At 41.9% G+C, this 16,882-nt stretch carries 15 protein-coding genes; 1 reads left to right on the top strand and 14 read right to left on the bottom strand.

Annotated features, from left to right (window positions below; translation table 11 throughout):
• Window positions 1-62: 62 nt before the first annotated feature.
• Window positions 63-689, top strand: a complete 627-nt coding sequence (locus tag N7E81_RS07710; protein ID WP_263052712.1) for a carbohydrate-binding family 9-like protein — start codon at window positions 63-65, stop codon at window positions 687-689.
• Between the two features lie 18 nt (window positions 690-707).
• Here N7E81_RS07710 and N7E81_RS07705 read toward each other — a convergent pair whose 3' ends face one another.
• The 14 genes from N7E81_RS07705 to N7E81_RS07640 form a co-directional block, all read right to left on the bottom strand.
• A complete protein-coding gene (locus N7E81_RS07705) occupies window positions 708-2,120 on the bottom strand; it encodes a sulfatase (protein WP_263052711.1) in 1,413 nt (470 codons plus the stop codon).
• Window positions 2,121-2,302: 182 nt separating this feature from the next.
• Entirely contained in the window at window positions 2,303-3,523 is a 1,221-nt protein-coding gene (locus N7E81_RS07700; protein ID WP_263052710.1) for a glycoside hydrolase family 27 protein, read from the bottom strand.
• A 173-nt stretch (window positions 3,524-3,696) separates the two neighbouring features.
• On the bottom strand, window positions 3,697-4,812 hold the full coding sequence (locus N7E81_RS07695) for an NHL repeat-containing protein (RefSeq protein WP_263052709.1): 1,116 nt from the start codon (window positions 4,810-4,812) through the stop codon (window positions 3,697-3,699).
• Window positions 4,784-5,467, bottom strand: a complete 684-nt coding sequence (locus tag N7E81_RS07690; protein ID WP_263052708.1) for an L-ribulose-5-phosphate 4-epimerase — start codon at window positions 5,465-5,467, stop codon at window positions 4,784-4,786. Before N7E81_RS07690 ends, N7E81_RS07695 begins: the two co-directional genes overlap by 29 nt.
• Before the next feature lie 5 nt (window positions 5,468-5,472).
• Window positions 5,473-6,303: a hypothetical protein gene (locus N7E81_RS07685; protein ID WP_263052707.1), complete on the bottom strand. Its 831-nt coding sequence runs from the start codon at window positions 6,301-6,303 to the stop codon at window positions 5,473-5,475.
• A 12-nt stretch (window positions 6,304-6,315) separates the two neighbouring features.
• Window positions 6,316-6,627 carry a hypothetical protein gene (locus N7E81_RS07680; protein WP_263052706.1) on the bottom strand — a complete coding sequence of 104 codons (312 nt, stop codon included), beginning with the start codon at window positions 6,625-6,627 and terminating at the stop codon, window positions 6,316-6,318.
• A complete protein-coding gene (locus N7E81_RS07675; RefSeq protein ID WP_263052705.1) occupies window positions 6,624-7,706 on the bottom strand; it encodes a carbohydrate kinase family protein in 1,083 nt (360 codons plus the stop codon). Before N7E81_RS07675 ends, N7E81_RS07680 begins: the two co-directional genes overlap by 4 nt.
• Window positions 7,703-8,602, bottom strand: coding sequence for a sugar phosphate isomerase family (locus N7E81_RS07670; protein WP_263052704.1), 900 nt, complete (start codon window positions 8,600-8,602; stop codon window positions 7,703-7,705). The genes N7E81_RS07675 and N7E81_RS07670 overlap by 4 nt, the downstream gene beginning before the upstream one ends.
• Before the next feature lie 52 nt (window positions 8,603-8,654).
• Entirely contained in the window at window positions 8,655-9,029 is a 375-nt protein-coding gene (locus N7E81_RS07665) for a hypothetical protein (RefSeq protein WP_263052703.1), read from the bottom strand.
• Window positions 9,030-9,041: 12 nt separating this feature from the next.
• Window positions 9,042-10,961, bottom strand: a complete 1,920-nt coding sequence (locus N7E81_RS07660; protein WP_263052702.1) for a DUF4838 domain-containing protein — start codon at window positions 10,959-10,961, stop codon at window positions 9,042-9,044.
• A 6-nt stretch (window positions 10,962-10,967) separates the two neighbouring features.
• Window positions 10,968-11,330 (bottom strand): hypothetical protein, encoded by a 363-nt coding sequence (locus N7E81_RS07655; protein ID WP_263052701.1) that lies wholly within the window; start codon window positions 11,328-11,330, stop codon window positions 10,968-10,970.
• A complete protein-coding gene (locus tag N7E81_RS07650; RefSeq protein ID WP_263052700.1) occupies window positions 11,327-13,840 on the bottom strand; it encodes an alkaline phosphatase D family protein in 2,514 nt (837 codons plus the stop codon). Before N7E81_RS07650 ends, N7E81_RS07655 begins: the two co-directional genes overlap by 4 nt.
• Window positions 13,841-13,911: 71 nt before the next feature.
• Window positions 13,912-15,300: an arylsulfatase gene (locus N7E81_RS07645; protein ID WP_263052699.1), complete on the bottom strand. Its 1,389-nt coding sequence runs from the start codon at window positions 15,298-15,300 to the stop codon at window positions 13,912-13,914.
• Window positions 15,301-15,312: 12 nt separating this feature from the next.
• Window positions 15,313-16,818, bottom strand: coding sequence for an arylsulfatase (locus tag N7E81_RS07640; protein ID WP_263052698.1), 1,506 nt, complete (start codon window positions 16,816-16,818; stop codon window positions 15,313-15,315).
• Between the last annotated feature and the right edge of the window lie 64 nt (window positions 16,819-16,882).

Below are 16,882 nucleotides of genomic sequence, written 5' to 3'. Positions count from 1 at the left end.
AAAGTGATCAAATTGCTTGTTCACATGAGCTCTTTTCCTTTAAGTTTAAAATTGATGATTATATGATGAAAAAAACACTTATCCCCGTAGCCAAACAGCAAAACGACTCTCTCGAGAAAATAGATCAATTCCAAGGCAGTATCAATTGTAATAATTGGGATTATCCTACGGATACTAAAGTGGATTTCACCATCCATCATGGTGGCCAATCTATTTATTTGAACTACGACGTAGCTGAGTCATATACCAAAGCGCTCTATTCCCAAATCAATGAACCCGTCTGGGAAGATAGCTGTGTTGAATTTTTCATCTCATTCGATGGAAAATACTATTACAACTTTGAATTTAATTGTATCGGCAATGTGCTTGGTGGGTATGGGAATGGTCGACGCGATCGAAAAATGATAAGTCCCAAAATACTTCAATCCATAAACACATTCCCTTCTCTTGGCAGATCTCCTATAGACCTGGGAGCTACTCATAGCAAATGGTCATTAGAAATCGTAATCCCTTTAGAAGCATTTGCATTTGATCGGATCGAATCATTCAATCAGTTAAACGCCTATATGAATTTGTATAAGTGTGGTGATAAACTTCAAAAACCACATTTCTTGTCTTGGCAACCCATCTCAGTAGCAACTCCAGATTTCCATTTGCCGGCATTTTTCGGCTACATCACTTTTGAATAATAAGATATAATATGCCCCCTAGTTCTTTGTCCTGACAATTTCCGGCACGTTTTCGGTCGGCATAGCTTTCTCCAATCTAGTTTTGATTTGAGCATATTTTGGATGATCGGCTAAGTTGATCCATTCAAGTGAATCGACCGAATGGTCATACAATTCTTCTGATCCATCATCGTACCGCGTATACCGGTACCTCTCATCTCTAACCGAATGTCTGTTTTCGCCTTGAGTGGTGAGCGAAGGATATTGCCAATCAGCCATTGGATTCATAAGCAATGGAGTGATGTCGTTCCCTTCATTGCTTTCATTTTTGGGTATATCTGCCAGCGCTACAATTGTAGGGTATAGATCCATTAAATTGACGGTGCGTGGGCAACTGGCTCCTACAGGCGTCATTCCAGGTACTTTAATAATCAAAGGTACTCTAGTGGCTTCTTCCCACAATGTGGCCTTCTTGTAGTGTAGTTTTTCTCCTAAGTGCCAACCATGGTCTCCCCATAAGATAACTACAGTATTCTCGGCATATTTACTTTTAGCTAGTGCGTCCAACACCACACCAATACAGGTATCTGCATAATTAATGTTGGCCAAATAAGCCTGAACAGCAGATCTTTGCTTGTTGTATTTTTTAATCCCTGTATAATTTTTAGTCTTCGCATGGGCTCCAGACGGAATATCGTCTAGATCAGACTCTAGAATATCAGGTACGATCATCTCCTCTTCGGGAAATTTATCAAAGAAAGCTTTGGGAACTTCCCATTTCAAATGGGGTCTTGTCAAACCGCAAGCCAAGAAGAATGGTTTGTCGTGTTCCTTTTGCAACTGAGAAGCTGCCCATTGTGTATTTTGATAATCGCTAGTTTCTTCCAGTTTTGCATCTGTTGGGCCCCATTCGAGGTTTTGATCAATCACTCCATTGGGAATCCCATTTGCCATAAACCCATCTTTTTTTACCGTTTCCCCAAAATAGCCACTTATTTTCTCATACTCACCCCAAACTTCTGAATTCGCCCAGGGTCCATTGGGACTATGAAAAATTTTACCTTTGGCCATCGTTTTATACCCATGTTGGGTCAAATATTCAGGAATAGTCAATATCTCCTTTAGCACCTCTGAATCTCTAAAATAGTTCTGATTACCATATACACCTGAAGATGATGGGCGAATACCAGTCATCAAAGCTGAACGAGAAGGGTTACAGACCGCAGCGGCACAATACGCCTTATCAAAAACCACCCCTGATGCGGCTAATAGATCCATATTGGGAGTTTGGGTCTGGGGATGGCCACCTGCAAATCCCGTCCAATCATTCAGATCATCTACAGCTATAAATAAGAAATTATACTTTTTATGCTCCTGAGCATTCACTTTTTCTGATACAAAAAACAGGCAACTCACTGCCCAAAATATGCTAAGTATTTGCTTGTTCATCATTATGTTTTCTTTTTTATCTCGTTTTAAACTTATCCTATGAAAATTCATCCATGCCTATCCTTACTTGGCTCTGTCCATCTATCATATGAGTCGTATCAAAGCAGGTCACCTTATCACCTACATGTGAATAAATAGTCCATATTAAAAGTAAGTGGTATCGCTCGCTGTAGACCTTTTTCATATCATTTGATCCTAATGACCCTACATTCATGTGGTTTTACGGACAGTGATATTTCACCCTGATACATACCCAAATCAGTATGTGTCCACAAATCACGTGCTTTGACTTGGCTGAGCTTTAGTTTGCTCAGGTCCAAGGTCATTTCCAAAGTATCGTGATCGTCTCTGTTGAGAAACCCGATAGCATACCCACCATCCTTCAGTGGCTTAGCCCAAAACTCTTGAACACCCGATTTGAATATTCTTTTAGCCTGTCTTCCTAATGGATCTTGATTGACTGCAATGATCTCTTTATTCATCAAAATACGTTGGGTCTCCGCATTCATCTCACGGATATCACAAGTCACAAAGAGCGTTGACGCTAAGAGCGACCACAATCCCATATGAGCCTCATATTCGGTATCTGTACATCCAATAGCACCGTTTGCAGAGGTTGCTTTCCCTTTCCCATATAGACCGACGACGAGCATATCCATATCGTTCCAATGCCCGGGCTTGGCATACTCATGCAGATGTGCCTGAATATCGAGACATTCCATAATGCCATTGTTGCGTACGCCATAGCTGCCGTGCTCCCAAGTATCTCTCAAATCCCATGTCGTCCTCCAGAGCTGCGCATCAATGGACTCTCCCCAAAGCCAAGGCGAGCGTTTACCCCATTCGCACAAGGCAAATACCATTTTTTTGTCTTGCTTACGTACTTCCTTAATGAATTTTCCGTAGCGTTCTACTGCTGTAAATATATCCTTGGGGGCATAGCAATAATCGCACTTGATATAATCTACTCCCCATTCGGCAAAGGTCTGTGCATCGATAGCCTCATAGCCATAGCTCCCTTCTTCTCCTGCACAGGTCAAAGGTGCTATATCTGTATAGATTCCAAATTTCAGCCCTTTACTATGCACATAGTCGGCCAGTGCTTTCATCCCATTAGGAAATTTTGAATAATCGGGATGAAGTACCCCATTTTCATCTCGATCTCCTTGCCAGAGATCATCTATGATGACATATTCATATCCAGCGTCTTTCATCCCTGTTTCGACCATAGCATCAGCAATGCTCTTGACCATGTCTTCACTGATGTTGCCTTCAAAAAGGTTCCAAGTGATAAAACCCATTGGCGGAGTTGGTGCCAATGTCTGTGCTGTTTTTTGTGCAATAGCACAAACAGAAATGAAACAAAACAGCATTAACATTTGTACACGAAAAATATAATTATCCATCCTTTATGTTTTATCAAAAAATATCGGATGATCAATTAATTGATCATCCGATTCACTGAAACCAATATTTTTCAAAGCTAGATTTAATATGGCTGTAGGACGATTATAAAATTGTTCGAACTGGTCTTTTCAATTGTCCAGAGACTCAAAAAAATTATTGTTCGTACATGGGTCTATTTTGTTCCAAAAACTGGCTTACCATGCCTAATTCGATGGTTGAAAGTGTCTGCAATGAATAAATTTCCTTGGTCGTCTACAGTGATTGATTGGGGGTCTTTAAACCTTGCCTCACTCCCGATCCCGTTTTGAAACCCTTCGACCAAATAGCTTCCTCCGATGGTAGAAACTTGTCCATTTTGATCTATTTTTCGAATCAAATCTGCTTCTGTATCTGCGATAAAGACCACACCCTCTTTGGTCACAGCAATGCCTACAGGCCGATTGAATTCTGCTTGTAAGCCATTGCCATCTAGGTGGCCTGCTTTTCTTATTCGACCTGCGATGGTCGTCACTGCTCCGCCAACTGATATTTTCCGAATCGTGCAATTGCCAGGTTCTTCCCCATCATAGTTAGCATCTGCCACATATAGACTTCCTATACCATCAATAGCTAATCCCATGGGCATATTGAATCGTGCTTCCTGACCAGGTCCATCTGAACTACCTGCCTCGCCTGCCTTTCCTGCAATAGTAGTCACCTGACCATCTGTTGCTATTTTTCGAATTGTGAAATTATAAGTATCAGCTATATAAATATTGTCCTCACTGTCAATAACAATGGCCTCTGGCTTCAAAAAACGAGCGCTTAACCGATAACCATCTGCATCGCCCGATTGCCCCATCTGCCCTGCATAAGTACTGACGATACCGTCTGTTCTAATCTTGCGAATGGCATGATTGTGCATATCACACACGTACACCGTTCCATCTCGCGCAACTGCCAACCCATGTGGCCTGTTGAATAATGCCTCCTCTCCCTTACCGTCTACAGCCCCTACATGATCATATTTGCCTGCCAAGGTGAGCACTTGGCCATCGTTAGTGATTTTTCTAACCATATTATTTCTATATTCTGTCACATATAGCGAGCCATATTGATCCACAGCAATGCCTTCTGGGCTACGCATCCTAGCCTCGGATAGGCTTCCATCGATATAGCCGCCTTTAGCTCCTACTATGGTTGTAAATTCGTAATGCTGCACATACTTCTGCGGAGCACATGCTACACCTAGCAGGCCTCCCCACACAGCCACCAAAAGATCACTGACCGTAATACGCATTTTTGCCATGTTTTCTCTTATAATGCTTCTCTGTAAGATGTGTATTCATTGTCATCTTTGAATTGATCTGAGAAGAGATATAAGTCATTTTGGCTATTTCCTCCATCACCGCGCTATTATGCACGGCTTCTTCGATAGATCGACCCCAAGTAAATGGCCCATGATTTTTTACAACCACTCCTGGCATTTCTGTGGGGTTAAGATTCTCAAACCTCTCAATTATAACTTTTCCTGTCTCCAACTCATAGGCTCGGTCAATTTCATCCACAGACATATCTCTTGTACAAGGTATATCCCCATAAAAATAATCTGCTTGAGTTGTGCCGACTATTGGGATATCGTACCCTGTCTGCGCCCATGCCGTAGCATAAGTAGAGTGGGTATGTACAACACCGCCTATTTCTGGCCATGCTTTATACAATTCCAAATGAGTAGCGGTATCTGAGGACGGCTTATACCGCCCTTCGATCACCTCACCAGCCAAGTTTACCACCACCATTTCTGCTGATTTCATTTGGCTATAACTGACACCACTGGGTTTGATTACGACAAGTCTCTGATTGCGATCTATCGCACTGGCATTGCCCCAAGTAAACAACACCAAACCGTGTTTTACCAAATCCAAATTGGCTTGACACACTTTTTCTTTCAATTCTTCTAACATCTTGCTTAAGCTTGGTATTTACAAATTCTATCCACCCCCCTTGAGGTTAGCAATTGGTCTTGCCAATAAGCAGCGCGATCGTTGATGCCTTTTTTATAAACATCCTCGACTTGACTGATATAATGCTTGAATGCCATTTCGATCATTTCTGCTGGTTCATATTCAAACCAGCAACTATGCAAGTTATTTTCTGTCACAAAGCAATCCATTCGTGCAAGTTCTTCTGCTGTGGCAATCCCTCCATATGGTTTGTCCTCCTGAAAATAAAAAGTGGCATGAGCATTAACTCCAAGTTCCTTGGCCACAAACAATCCCGCTTCTCTTATAATAAAGTGGTCAATGTGTTCTTTGATTGCCATAGGAAAAACGATGGCTGTATCTGACTGTGCGGCATAACTTCTAATCCTATCCTTCATCCGTTCATATATAACATGATCATTTTCGTCAAAGTCTGGAAACATACCGTGTGGAAACTCCATTTCACTGTTGGCAAATGCCTTTCCTCTGGCAAAACATTCCAATTCGTTGAGCAACTCATATTTATAATTATGGGAACCGAGAAGTTCATTATTACATTGGATGTCTTCGATCAAACGGTTGCCTGTGGCGAACTTGATTCTACTTGTGCTGACATCAAAATTGCCTTCACCTGTTCGTGCTTGATAATTGCTTTGCGCAAAAATCAACTTGATATCAAATTGCTTGGTTGATAGCAAATTCGCTGACTTCAAGGCCTCAATATATCCTCCTAGCATAAACAATACGTCGTCATAATGTGGCGACAATATCATAATGTTGGTTTCGGGAATGACCTCTTTTATATGTGATATTTTCATGTGAGTCCTGTTTTAGCTATCGTATGGACGGTATATTTCTGTATAAGCTTCTAAGAGATAAACCGACTGCACTTGAAACAAATCTTCATGCCGGTCATCTTTCATCAAGAAATCATGTGCGCAATGCAACTCGTCTAGGGTATCAAAATCACATTCCCATATCAAAGTATTGACAGGGAGGCTTCCGACATGTGGCACATACCGTCTTCCTTTTGGAAAATCTGGGTACTGTGTTTCGAAAGCTGCAAATTGTTTTTCTATTGCCATAAATTCGGCTGTTTTGTCCAATTGAAAACGCTGAATGAATCTTAGCTTATAACTCATCTGTTTATAGATTTTGATTGGAAAAATTCAATTTTTATTTCTTTGGACTGGGCATAAGCCCTGAGTGAATCAGCATCTAACCCCAAGTGGATCGTATCTGCTGACGTGACAGACATAGAGGCTACAAGCGTCCCTAATTCTACCGCTGTATGCAACCCTACGTTATCGTTTTGACGAAACAAGGGCAATCCACTACAAATGCCTGTCAATGTCCCGGACAAGAAAGCATCTCCCGCTCCTGCAGTTGAAACCACTTCTGTCTCTATGGCAGGCACAAACTCCTGACGATCTCTCTGGCAGACATAGCTCCCATGACCACCGTCTGTCACCAGTAAGATGATGTTTGGGTTTGCTAATTGAAGACGTTTCAAACAACTATCTACAAGCACCTTGGTTTCCCTGTTCCCCTCCATTTTTTGTGCAATGTGCTGGGCTTCATCAATATTAACCGCCAACAAATCCACCATCTCAAACCCTCCACTTTTTTCAAATTCCAACACTTCGGAGGATAAAACTGCAGCCACATTGAACAATCCCATCTCACGTCCTTTGGTAAGTAAAGCTAACCTTGCATCGATCCCTACTTCTGGCGCTGCGAGTGTCATGCCTCGTTTATTTATCAAGCCATCTTTATCATAAAAAAAGCGTTCAATATCTGCAGGGATCACCTCACTACTGGCACTATTATCTGTAGTTATATTACCCCCCTCAAAATTTGAGTATTGATAGCATACACTAAACAAAGTCCTTTTTTCAGTACTTTTAGCTATACCTTCTACAGACATCCCTACCTGACGCATCATGGTATACAATTCTTTTCCTACATCATCTTGCCCTACTTTACCAATGGGGAAGCTTTGGAAGCGACCATGGGGTTGAGCTCCAAGCAAAACAGCTAAGTAATGCATGATAATGTGCTGTTTACAAAAATCCTTAGAAGGCTCTAATGTTGCCAATCGACTTTCATTACGCCCCAAATTGTGCGATCCTTGCAAAGAAAATAGCATACCACTGCCTATACCTCCGATGCCCACTATATAGTTGTAGGCCAATTCATGATTGACTTGCAGTGTGCTCATACATTAACCCCGTTGAATTCCCAAGCTGGGTTTTCGGAAATCGGATGTGATGCCGTATCTACCGTTGCGATCAACATCGCGTCTGGGTGATCTTGCAATAGCGTCAACGGGTATTCGGTAGTAACATCCGAAAACAACCCTACGCGTAGTGCGGTTTGCTTCCAACTTCCTGTGTCACTATATAACCTTACCTTCTTAGCTGATAGGCATTCTTTGATTCCCAATGTAATAGACATGGGTGGCACAAACTGATAGGCAGCCCCAAAGGACCGCTGCCCCAACGTGATGATGGTATCGAGATTATTGTCTTGAATACGCAACTCAGAATTGCGCAATTCTTCAATACTAATGTGACTAAATGGATGCCGTCTGGTTTGGTTATAAGCGATGTGTCCATCTTGGCCCCACCCGCCCAAGGTAACATCTATTGGGGCTTCTGCTATTTTGGTTTTAATCTCTTCTATCAGGCTGGGTTCAGGGAAAATTCGCTGTGCTATAGGCACGCTCAATTCTTCTTTGATTCCTCCATAAAAATGCTCTTCCATGAAGGTTCTGAAATTGTAGGGGTCATTTTTGGCCAGCAGGTTCCCTTCCCAGTCTAAACACTCATCCATATGAAAAACAGTCACGTGCTTGAGAGATACAGCCTCTTCATTGACGATTTTGGTAAACGGCTCATACCAGCATTTAGGACCACAAGGGACTATCGCCCTAAAAGCACGACCTTCGGATCCTGCGTTCTTGATATCCTCTACAAAGTCTCTCGCCATCAGCTCTCCCATCTCAGCCGAATCGACGGTTAGTTTAAACGGTGTTTTAAGACCAGGGTGATTTTCCAAGTTACTATATAGAATGCTGCACCAGTGGTACAGGTCTTTTTTGTCGATACTACTCATGCTATTTTTTTATAAAAAAATTACAACTAATGGCTTTTGCCTATGATGAAGATCAATGTTCGACCTCATTAAATATCTCATTCAATACTCGACCATCTGACAAAAAGAATTTGTACATGTGTGGCCCTTTGGGCAGTTTAGTTATATCTATTGTTGTTCGTTTCGATTTTTTTTTATCGCCTTCATATACTACACCTAAATCTAATCCTGCAATAGTGATTGCCATCACCTTCTCTATGGCTATCGATTCGGACCAAGTAAGAAATAATAAGCGTCTATTTCCATCTGATTTATATTCAAACATTACGGATACTTTTGAGAGCTCCAACCTGTCTTCAGTAAAGTGTTTTTTTGCATGCACCAATTGATTGCTCACTATTAGGAAGACCAACATAGCTCCCAGTAGATATTGTTTTGATATTTTCATAGCTTTAAAAGTTTACATTTCAGAGGCGTCCATCGCTTTATCATAAAGACCCCAATATTTGATGAAGAAAGCATCTTTGCTTTGCCAGTATCCATATTTTTCATGCATATCAGCCCCAAATTGCTCTAACTGAGACATGCGTTCTTTCTTCTCTTTGCTTGTGGACGAAAGCATGTATTCACTGTCTATCTCAACCATTTTCAACCCGTGGATCAAAAAATTCACTCTTGCCAACTCCTCTTTGTTGGCCGCCTTATTTTGAGCTCCCTTTAGGATTGCATACGCAGGCTCCAAAACTTCTTGGTTATATATGTAGGGTAATATTTTCCAATGCCCTTTTAGAGGATGCATGACTTGTCCAAACGCTTGACGGCTCACTTGGGCATATAATCCATTGTCGTCCTGAGAAAGGCTACCTCCAGCTGGAATATTAAAGGCTACTTTTTCGCTATAGGTCTCCCAGTAATCGAGATAAGCTCTGATCTGCTCACTGGCACTGCCAAACGCCTCACAATATTCATCTAGTACTGCTGAAGTATTTAAATCTGGCCGAGCTATTAATCGGGTAATGAGATAATAAATAGGCCCCTGTGTAGCCCAATACTCATGAAAACAGTCCATATCAATCAAAGTCATCCCGTTGTCTCTGGCTTGTTCGATATATGACCCGATTTTTCTCAATGGCAAATGAGGGGCACTAGCACCCATATATAACCAATTCGGCCGGAGGCCAATTTCCTTTACTCCTACTGCCTGCCACTCTTGCCAAAATGAAAAATCAAAACCATGGACAATCTCTCCGACGATGCCCTCCTTGACTTTTAATTTCTTGGGAGGGTTTCGATACGCAGAATATAAGAACACGCCTACTTTAACTTCGGGATTTTTTTTGCGCATAGCAGTGATTATTTGATTCCAAAACCACACATAACGGTCTGTCAATGAAACATGACTTGGCTTTTTCCAAATCTCTTCTTTGGTATAGGAATTTGCACCATACGTTTCATCCAATGCACGACAACTATCACAGGTACAAAACCGGTTGCCGTCATTAGGTGTGATGTCCCAATAGTCGGGCATACCTGACTTTTCCCAACCTTCTACAATCAAGGATACCACGTCAGGATTAGAAAGACAGAGGTGATAGAACCCTCGCTTGGGGGGTGGGGGCACGATCCCATCAGGGCTTTTGGCCAGATACTCTGGGTGGGTCTGATGGTACTTTTCATACCAATCGCCATTGTCTCCACCTCTACGAAAGGAATGCTGAAAGTGATAGTCTTTTCGCTCGCCAGCAAACTGATGATACCCCAGCCAAGTTAGGTTTGGCTTATTTTCTTCTATGACATTAAAACACCGCCGAACAAGAGGCTGTTGAAACTGCACAATTGAATCAGGAAGACTTACTGTATTCTGCTGTGGCACATAGGTACCCAACTCGCCTGGCCATAACCATCGTACGCCTAGGTATCTATCTAATAGATAACCCAATGCCCATTGTGTAACCCTTGAATTTTCTGCTTCTTTACTTCTCCATATGTTATCTGGTGCTGTTTCGTGTATAATATCTTTTGCCAAAATGATCAAATATTGACCATGAGGAACAATCCAAAACTCTTCCTCCTGAAGACCCTTGGTATCAATTCCTAGTTTTTCAGTCAAAGCACTCGGTCCGAAAATGATTTTCGTAACCCCATCTCTCTTTTGTGCTCGTTCACTAGATAAAGTATCGATCAAAACGCCAGTAGCACGTTTTACAGTAGATACAAAATCTACAATGGCTTCCTCCTGCAAAGTATTCGTATTTTCAGGCAAGATGATGACAGCTTTAGCTTCTCCATTTTCGACAAGCATGTGAGGATTCATGTCCTCACTGTTGCAGCTGATCAACCAACATGAAACAATCAAAGATGTGATTATGCTTATTTTCATGATGTACTATTTTTTCCTATTGCTTTTAAATGTATAACTCCATTCCTGTCCATTTTTCATTACAAATGTGTACATGGGAGGAACATTTGGCAGATCAGTTACATCCAAGGCCATTTTCCTTGTTGGCTTCCCATCCCATTCGATCACACCCAAATCATCTCCCACGATGCTCATTATCTTGATGGTGAGTACCGAAACTGATTTTTCCCAAGTCAAGTCCAACTTTTTTTTGTCTTGCTGTTTTCGATATTCGAATTGCACATTGGGCTTCAGTTGCCCCCAGCTTGGCTGAGACCGAAGAGACCAAGCACTCGCCAGCAAACACACTAAAAAGAGCCCTTTTACGATCAATACGGTTCTGTTTTTCATAATTTGAATTTCACAGATGAAGACTTATTTCCATTTAAGGTTTTGATTTTTTTAGTCACCCACTCATCCACATCTGGATCACCTATTTTGACTTTATACATTCCTGCATTTCTAACTTTCGGTTGAAACGTCTGCCCTTTTATTCGATACGACATCATCAATTCACCCTGCTCATTAGTGATCAGCACCACAGCATCTTTTGCTCCTTTTACATCGAGTATCGGCAAACTATACAGTGCCCCTATCCCAAAGCTTTCCTCTTGTTTGACGATCTTAGGCCATCCAGCAAACTGCTTTAAATCCCCTGTGTGATCCCTAGAGGCCAAAAAAGGAATAGCATCTGTGCGAATCGTCCTGTTTTGGTTATCAAAAGTTATCACACCAAACCCTGACGCCCTATTGGCTGCCACTTGATACCGGTCTTTACTTTTAGTATTGTCTATAGGATTGCCCACTGCTGCGACGTATAAATAATTGCCGAATATATCTTGATACTCCCCCGTATTTGGCCATTCTGGCGAGGGGCGATTGACAATTGGTTTGTCTACTCGATCAGGCAAAAAACGCCTTTCGTATCCCGTAGAAACGGCTGGTGTAATAAAAGACCAAACGGCATCTCGCTGCTGGTCTATGCCATATTGGACCAAAGCTGTCAAATGCTGATCGCCACAGATATGAAACGAACCTGTCTTGCGCATCAAGTCTACAGCTACATCGCGTTTGCCTTTGGGCCAGCCACCCGAATCCATGTCTCCATGCAAATATTGGCTATTTGGCCCATGATGTGTCGCCACATTAGCAAATGCCGTTTGTGTTAAAATGGACTTCATCTTTGCCCCTTGCCAATCTTGAGACCACATGCGTAAAAATTCTTCTTGTCTCTCACCTAAAAGTACCAAGTCATCGTTTTCCAACTTACTTGGATCATCCAGATCAAAAGCAATATGGTCTTTACGACCCTCCCACCATGCTACCTGGTCTGGTCCACTTTTAAATACCCTGTCGCCTATAATAGCAAAACTCACTTCGCCATATACCAAATCCGAGTAGTAAACAGGGATGTTATTCTGCATTGGTGTAGGATCATATGGATCTGGTAAATGTGCCGAATTGGTCTTCATGACTACATCAAGCATGGGCACTGGCTGTACAAACCCACCAAGCTGATCTGCTCCTGTCTTCCAATTATTTAACCCAATCAATTTGCCATTTTCACCCCAAAGATTGCCTTGATAAACCTCATGATCATCTGGTATGCAAATCGTAGGACGGTCTTTCATCAATGACCCAAATGCCCAACCGAACATATTCCATTTCCCCAAATAATTGACAATGGCTTTGGTAGGGTCTTCACGCTCAATCATATAGCCTCCATTTGGCTCATATACTTGATCTCCTGAAAAAAATAAAAGGTCGGGATCTACTGAAGCCAGATTTTCAGTCAATGGTCTGTATGGATAACCCGCCCAATGCTGGCAAGTCAACCCGCCAATCACCAATGGTTTATCAATGGGATCATGGGCAATACGCCCTTCGTAGTAATACTTCTTTGGAGTACCGTTGGGTATGCGCCCGTTATAAACCAAACGATACATATGATCGGATGTGCTGTCCCAATTTTCTATTCTGAAAATAGCTAATCTTGAATCTTTTAATATTTTCGCTGTAGCTATTTGCTGAAAAGTATCTCCTTGTTTCAGCTCTAAAGTTACTTCTTGAGCATCTTGAGCACCAATTGGAGGCATCTGTACGGACATTTTCATGACCTCTCGGCTCAGTGTATACATGTTGAACAAAATCGGACCAAAGGCATTTTCTGGTTGCTCCTGTATACTTGTCCCAGCTACAGACAAGTCATCAAACCAGTATTTTGCTCCTTCTTGATCAGGCTTGCTATCAAAACTATTAACTAAAGCAATCATTCCTTTAATCGAAGGTATTCCTTCTAAGACAATACTGGCCGACCGCTCTTTTACATCTTTGGCAGAAACATTAAGGGTATAAAGGCCATCATTAGCGGTCGCCTTAACTATGATTTCGAAATTTGACCAATCGAATTGAGTATCCAATCTCGTAGACTGCTCACCGACAAATAACACCCCACTGCGATCAACACCGACATCAATGCCTTTACCATAATAGCAAAGTGATTTAATGTCGTTATCCGTATGATCTTGTAAGGCTATACGTAGACCTGATTTGCCTCTGGAAGCATTAACATTGAGTAAGCCCATTTTCACTTTTACTTCTAGATCACCTGATGCTCCAGCCAAATGTGTCAGTACATTGACACGCATATCCCTATTATTCCCTACGCATTCAACCCGCTGATTACTCACTCTCCAATCTTCTAGCGGAGTGGATAAAAACTCTTCTCCAATCCATACACGATCATTAGTATGATCAAAGTCCCAGTGGCCTCCCCAAACGGGCGACCACTGAACCGTAACCAAAACAGCCAAAACAAATAATCTTTGTGCTATACCCATACTGCTATTTTTTCTTTTCATTTTTATTCAATGGAAAAGCAGGAGAAGATTGATGGGCTTCATTCATAAAGACCAACATATCGGATACAATTTTAGGATACACTTCTGCTAGATCGTTGAGTTTCCTGGGGGTCTGACTCTAAATCATACAGTTCTATCGGTGCATTCGCATCCGCCATTAGTCCCAATCGGACGGCTTTCCAATCTCCCATACGTACTGCCTGTTTTCCTCCCTGAGACGGGAATTCCCAATAGAAATAATCATGTTTTTCTTTGGGATCATTACCAAAAAATACTGGAGCAAATGACAACCCATCTATACCCTCGGGGGCCGATACACCTGCCAACTCGGCAAAAGTGGGCATCACATCATAGAAAGCCGATACATAATCTGATCGAACTCCTTTTTTGATCGTATTAGGCCACGTGGCAATCATTGGCACTCGAATGCCTCCTTCGTACAAGTCACGTTTATACCCTCTCACAGTACCAAATCCTTTGAAGAAGTCTGGATCGCCACCGCCTGCCTCATGCGGTCCATTGTCACTGGTAAATATGACCAACGTATTGTCATAGATATCCAACTCCTTGAGCAGTTCAACGATTTCACCTACTTGAACATCAAGCCGTGTAACCATAGCTGCAAACGATGCATGTGGTTGCTCTGCTGGATTATATCCACCAAAATCATAATCTGGAGCACCATAGGCATTACCATTGTATGGACTGCCCGATGTGTTGTCAAAACCCCAAGGCGTCTCTGGATATTTTCCATCAAACTGATCCCAAATCGAATCTTTTGGAACTAAAAGTTCGGCATGAGGAATAACAGAGGCAACATAAGCAAAAAATGGTTTTGACCGATTCGCTCGAATAAAATCGAGTGTCTTCTCATGTATCAAATCTGGCGCATACTGGGCAAGTTGTTTAGTATCATTGCCTTCGAGTATCACTTTTTTCCCATTCTCCCATAGGTGGGTTGGATAATACCTATGGGCTTGTCGCTGACAGGCATAACCATAGAAATAATCAATACCTTGCTTATTGGCGTTACCTTCGGTATCCCACATGCCTAGCCCCCATTTACCAAATGCACCCGTCTTATAACCTGCCGACTGGAGCATTTCGGGGATCGTGTATGCCTCATCAGCCAAGGGGTACTGGCCTTCTTCTCCTTTTTTATACTCTACATTGGATCTCACATAAGTGTGCCCCGCATGCAGCCCAGTCATCAATACTGATCGTGAAGGTGCACAAACAGCACTTCCTGCATAATGCTGCGTAAACAACATGCCATTAGCAGCGAGCTTATCAATATTAGGCGTCTGAAATTGCTTTTGACCATAGCAACTCAGATCTCCATAACCTAAGTCGTCAGCCAATATGTATATGATATTTGGTTTTTCAGCACGCTCATCTCTTGTATCCTTTCGACAACCAAATGCTGCTAAAAGCGAGATCAACAAAATATATTTAAGCATATTAATCATGAATTATAAGTTTATTTCTTGTCCGCTGATGAATGGAAAGTCTTCATTATGAGTTCTTGCTTTATTCATGATAACACTTATTTCAGCTACGACTCCAGGCAATTCGTCCGCCAAATTTTTCAATTCTTTGGGATCGTTTTTAAGATTATATAATTCAATCTTCGCATGAGGGCTTTTGATGACATCTACACGCACGCCTTTCCAGTCTCCTACTCTCACGGCCTGTTTTCCTCCTTGTTCATGAAATTCCCAATACATGTATTCGTGATTTTTCTGGTCCTTTTTATTTCCTTTTAATAACGGCACCAGCGATAGCCCATCGACTTCGGACAAGGGAGTTGCACCTGCCAGTTCGGCAGCAGTAGGTAAAATATCCCAAAAACCAGAAATATGATTTGTAATAGAGCCTTTGTCAACCACACTAGGCCAGCTGACAATCATTGGCACACGAATTCCCCCTTCATATAAATCTCGTTTATAGCCTCTATTGGGACCATAACTATTGAAAAAATCTGGATCTGCCCCACCTTCTTTATGCGGTCCATTGTCACTGGTAAATACGATCATGGTTTTTTCTTCTAACCCAAGTGATTTGACCAGAGCCACTATCTCTCCTACCTGCTGATCCAACCGAGTAACCATGGCCGCAAATGTGGCGTGAGGATTTTTTATTGGAGCATAACCTTGAATTTCAAAATCTTCAGCACCGTAGTCGTTCCCTCTATATGGGCTTCCGCTCGTATTATTAAAACCCCAAGGTGTTTCCTCTTGAAATTGAGCCTCATATTTACTTAATATAGAATCGTTTGGTGCTACCAACTCTGCATGAGGAATGACAGAGGCCACATATAAGAAAAATGGATTCTCTTTATTATCACGTATAAAATCTAAGGTTTCATTATGAATCAGGTCAGCTGCATAGACCTTCTTATTGGTCCAATCATTGCCTTCAAGTATTACTTTTTCACTGTTATCCCACAGATAGGTTGGGTAATACCGATGAGCATAGGCCTGACAGTTGTAACCATAAAACTGATCAAACCCTTGCTTGTTTGGATCTCCTTCAGTACCCACAAAACCCAAGCCCCATTTCCCAAAAGCACCTGTGGTGTAGCCTGCGGTTTTCAACACTTCTGGAATCGTGGTAGCTTCGGCTTTCAATGGGAATTGACCTTCGTCTCCATATTCACGATTGCTCCTGACAAATGTGTGGCCTGTATGTAATCCTGTGAGCAAAACAGAACGCGAAGGAGCACAAACTGTACTGCCCGAATAATGCTGAGTAAACAACATACCATCGGCAGCTAGTTGATCTATGTTGGGCGTAGCTATTTTGGTTTGTCCATAGCAGCCCAAATCACCATAACCTAGATCATCCGCCAAGATGTAGATGATGTTTGGCTTTTCTATAGGGTCTGTGGTGTATTCTGCTGGTTTAGCACAAGACCACATAGATAATACGACTATAGCTACCCATGATTGATTCCATATTATTCTATTTGTTTTCATTGTCATACTTTTAGTATCCATTTACGATAGGTTAGAATTGCTCTATAACCGTTGATTATCAGAC

The sequence above is a fragment of the Reichenbachiella carrageenanivorans genome, from assembly GCF_025639805.1.
GTDB lineage: Bacteria > Bacteroidota > Bacteroidia > Cytophagales > Cyclobacteriaceae > Reichenbachiella > Reichenbachiella carrageenanivorans.
This window is presented reverse-complemented; position numbering and strand designations above follow the sequence as displayed.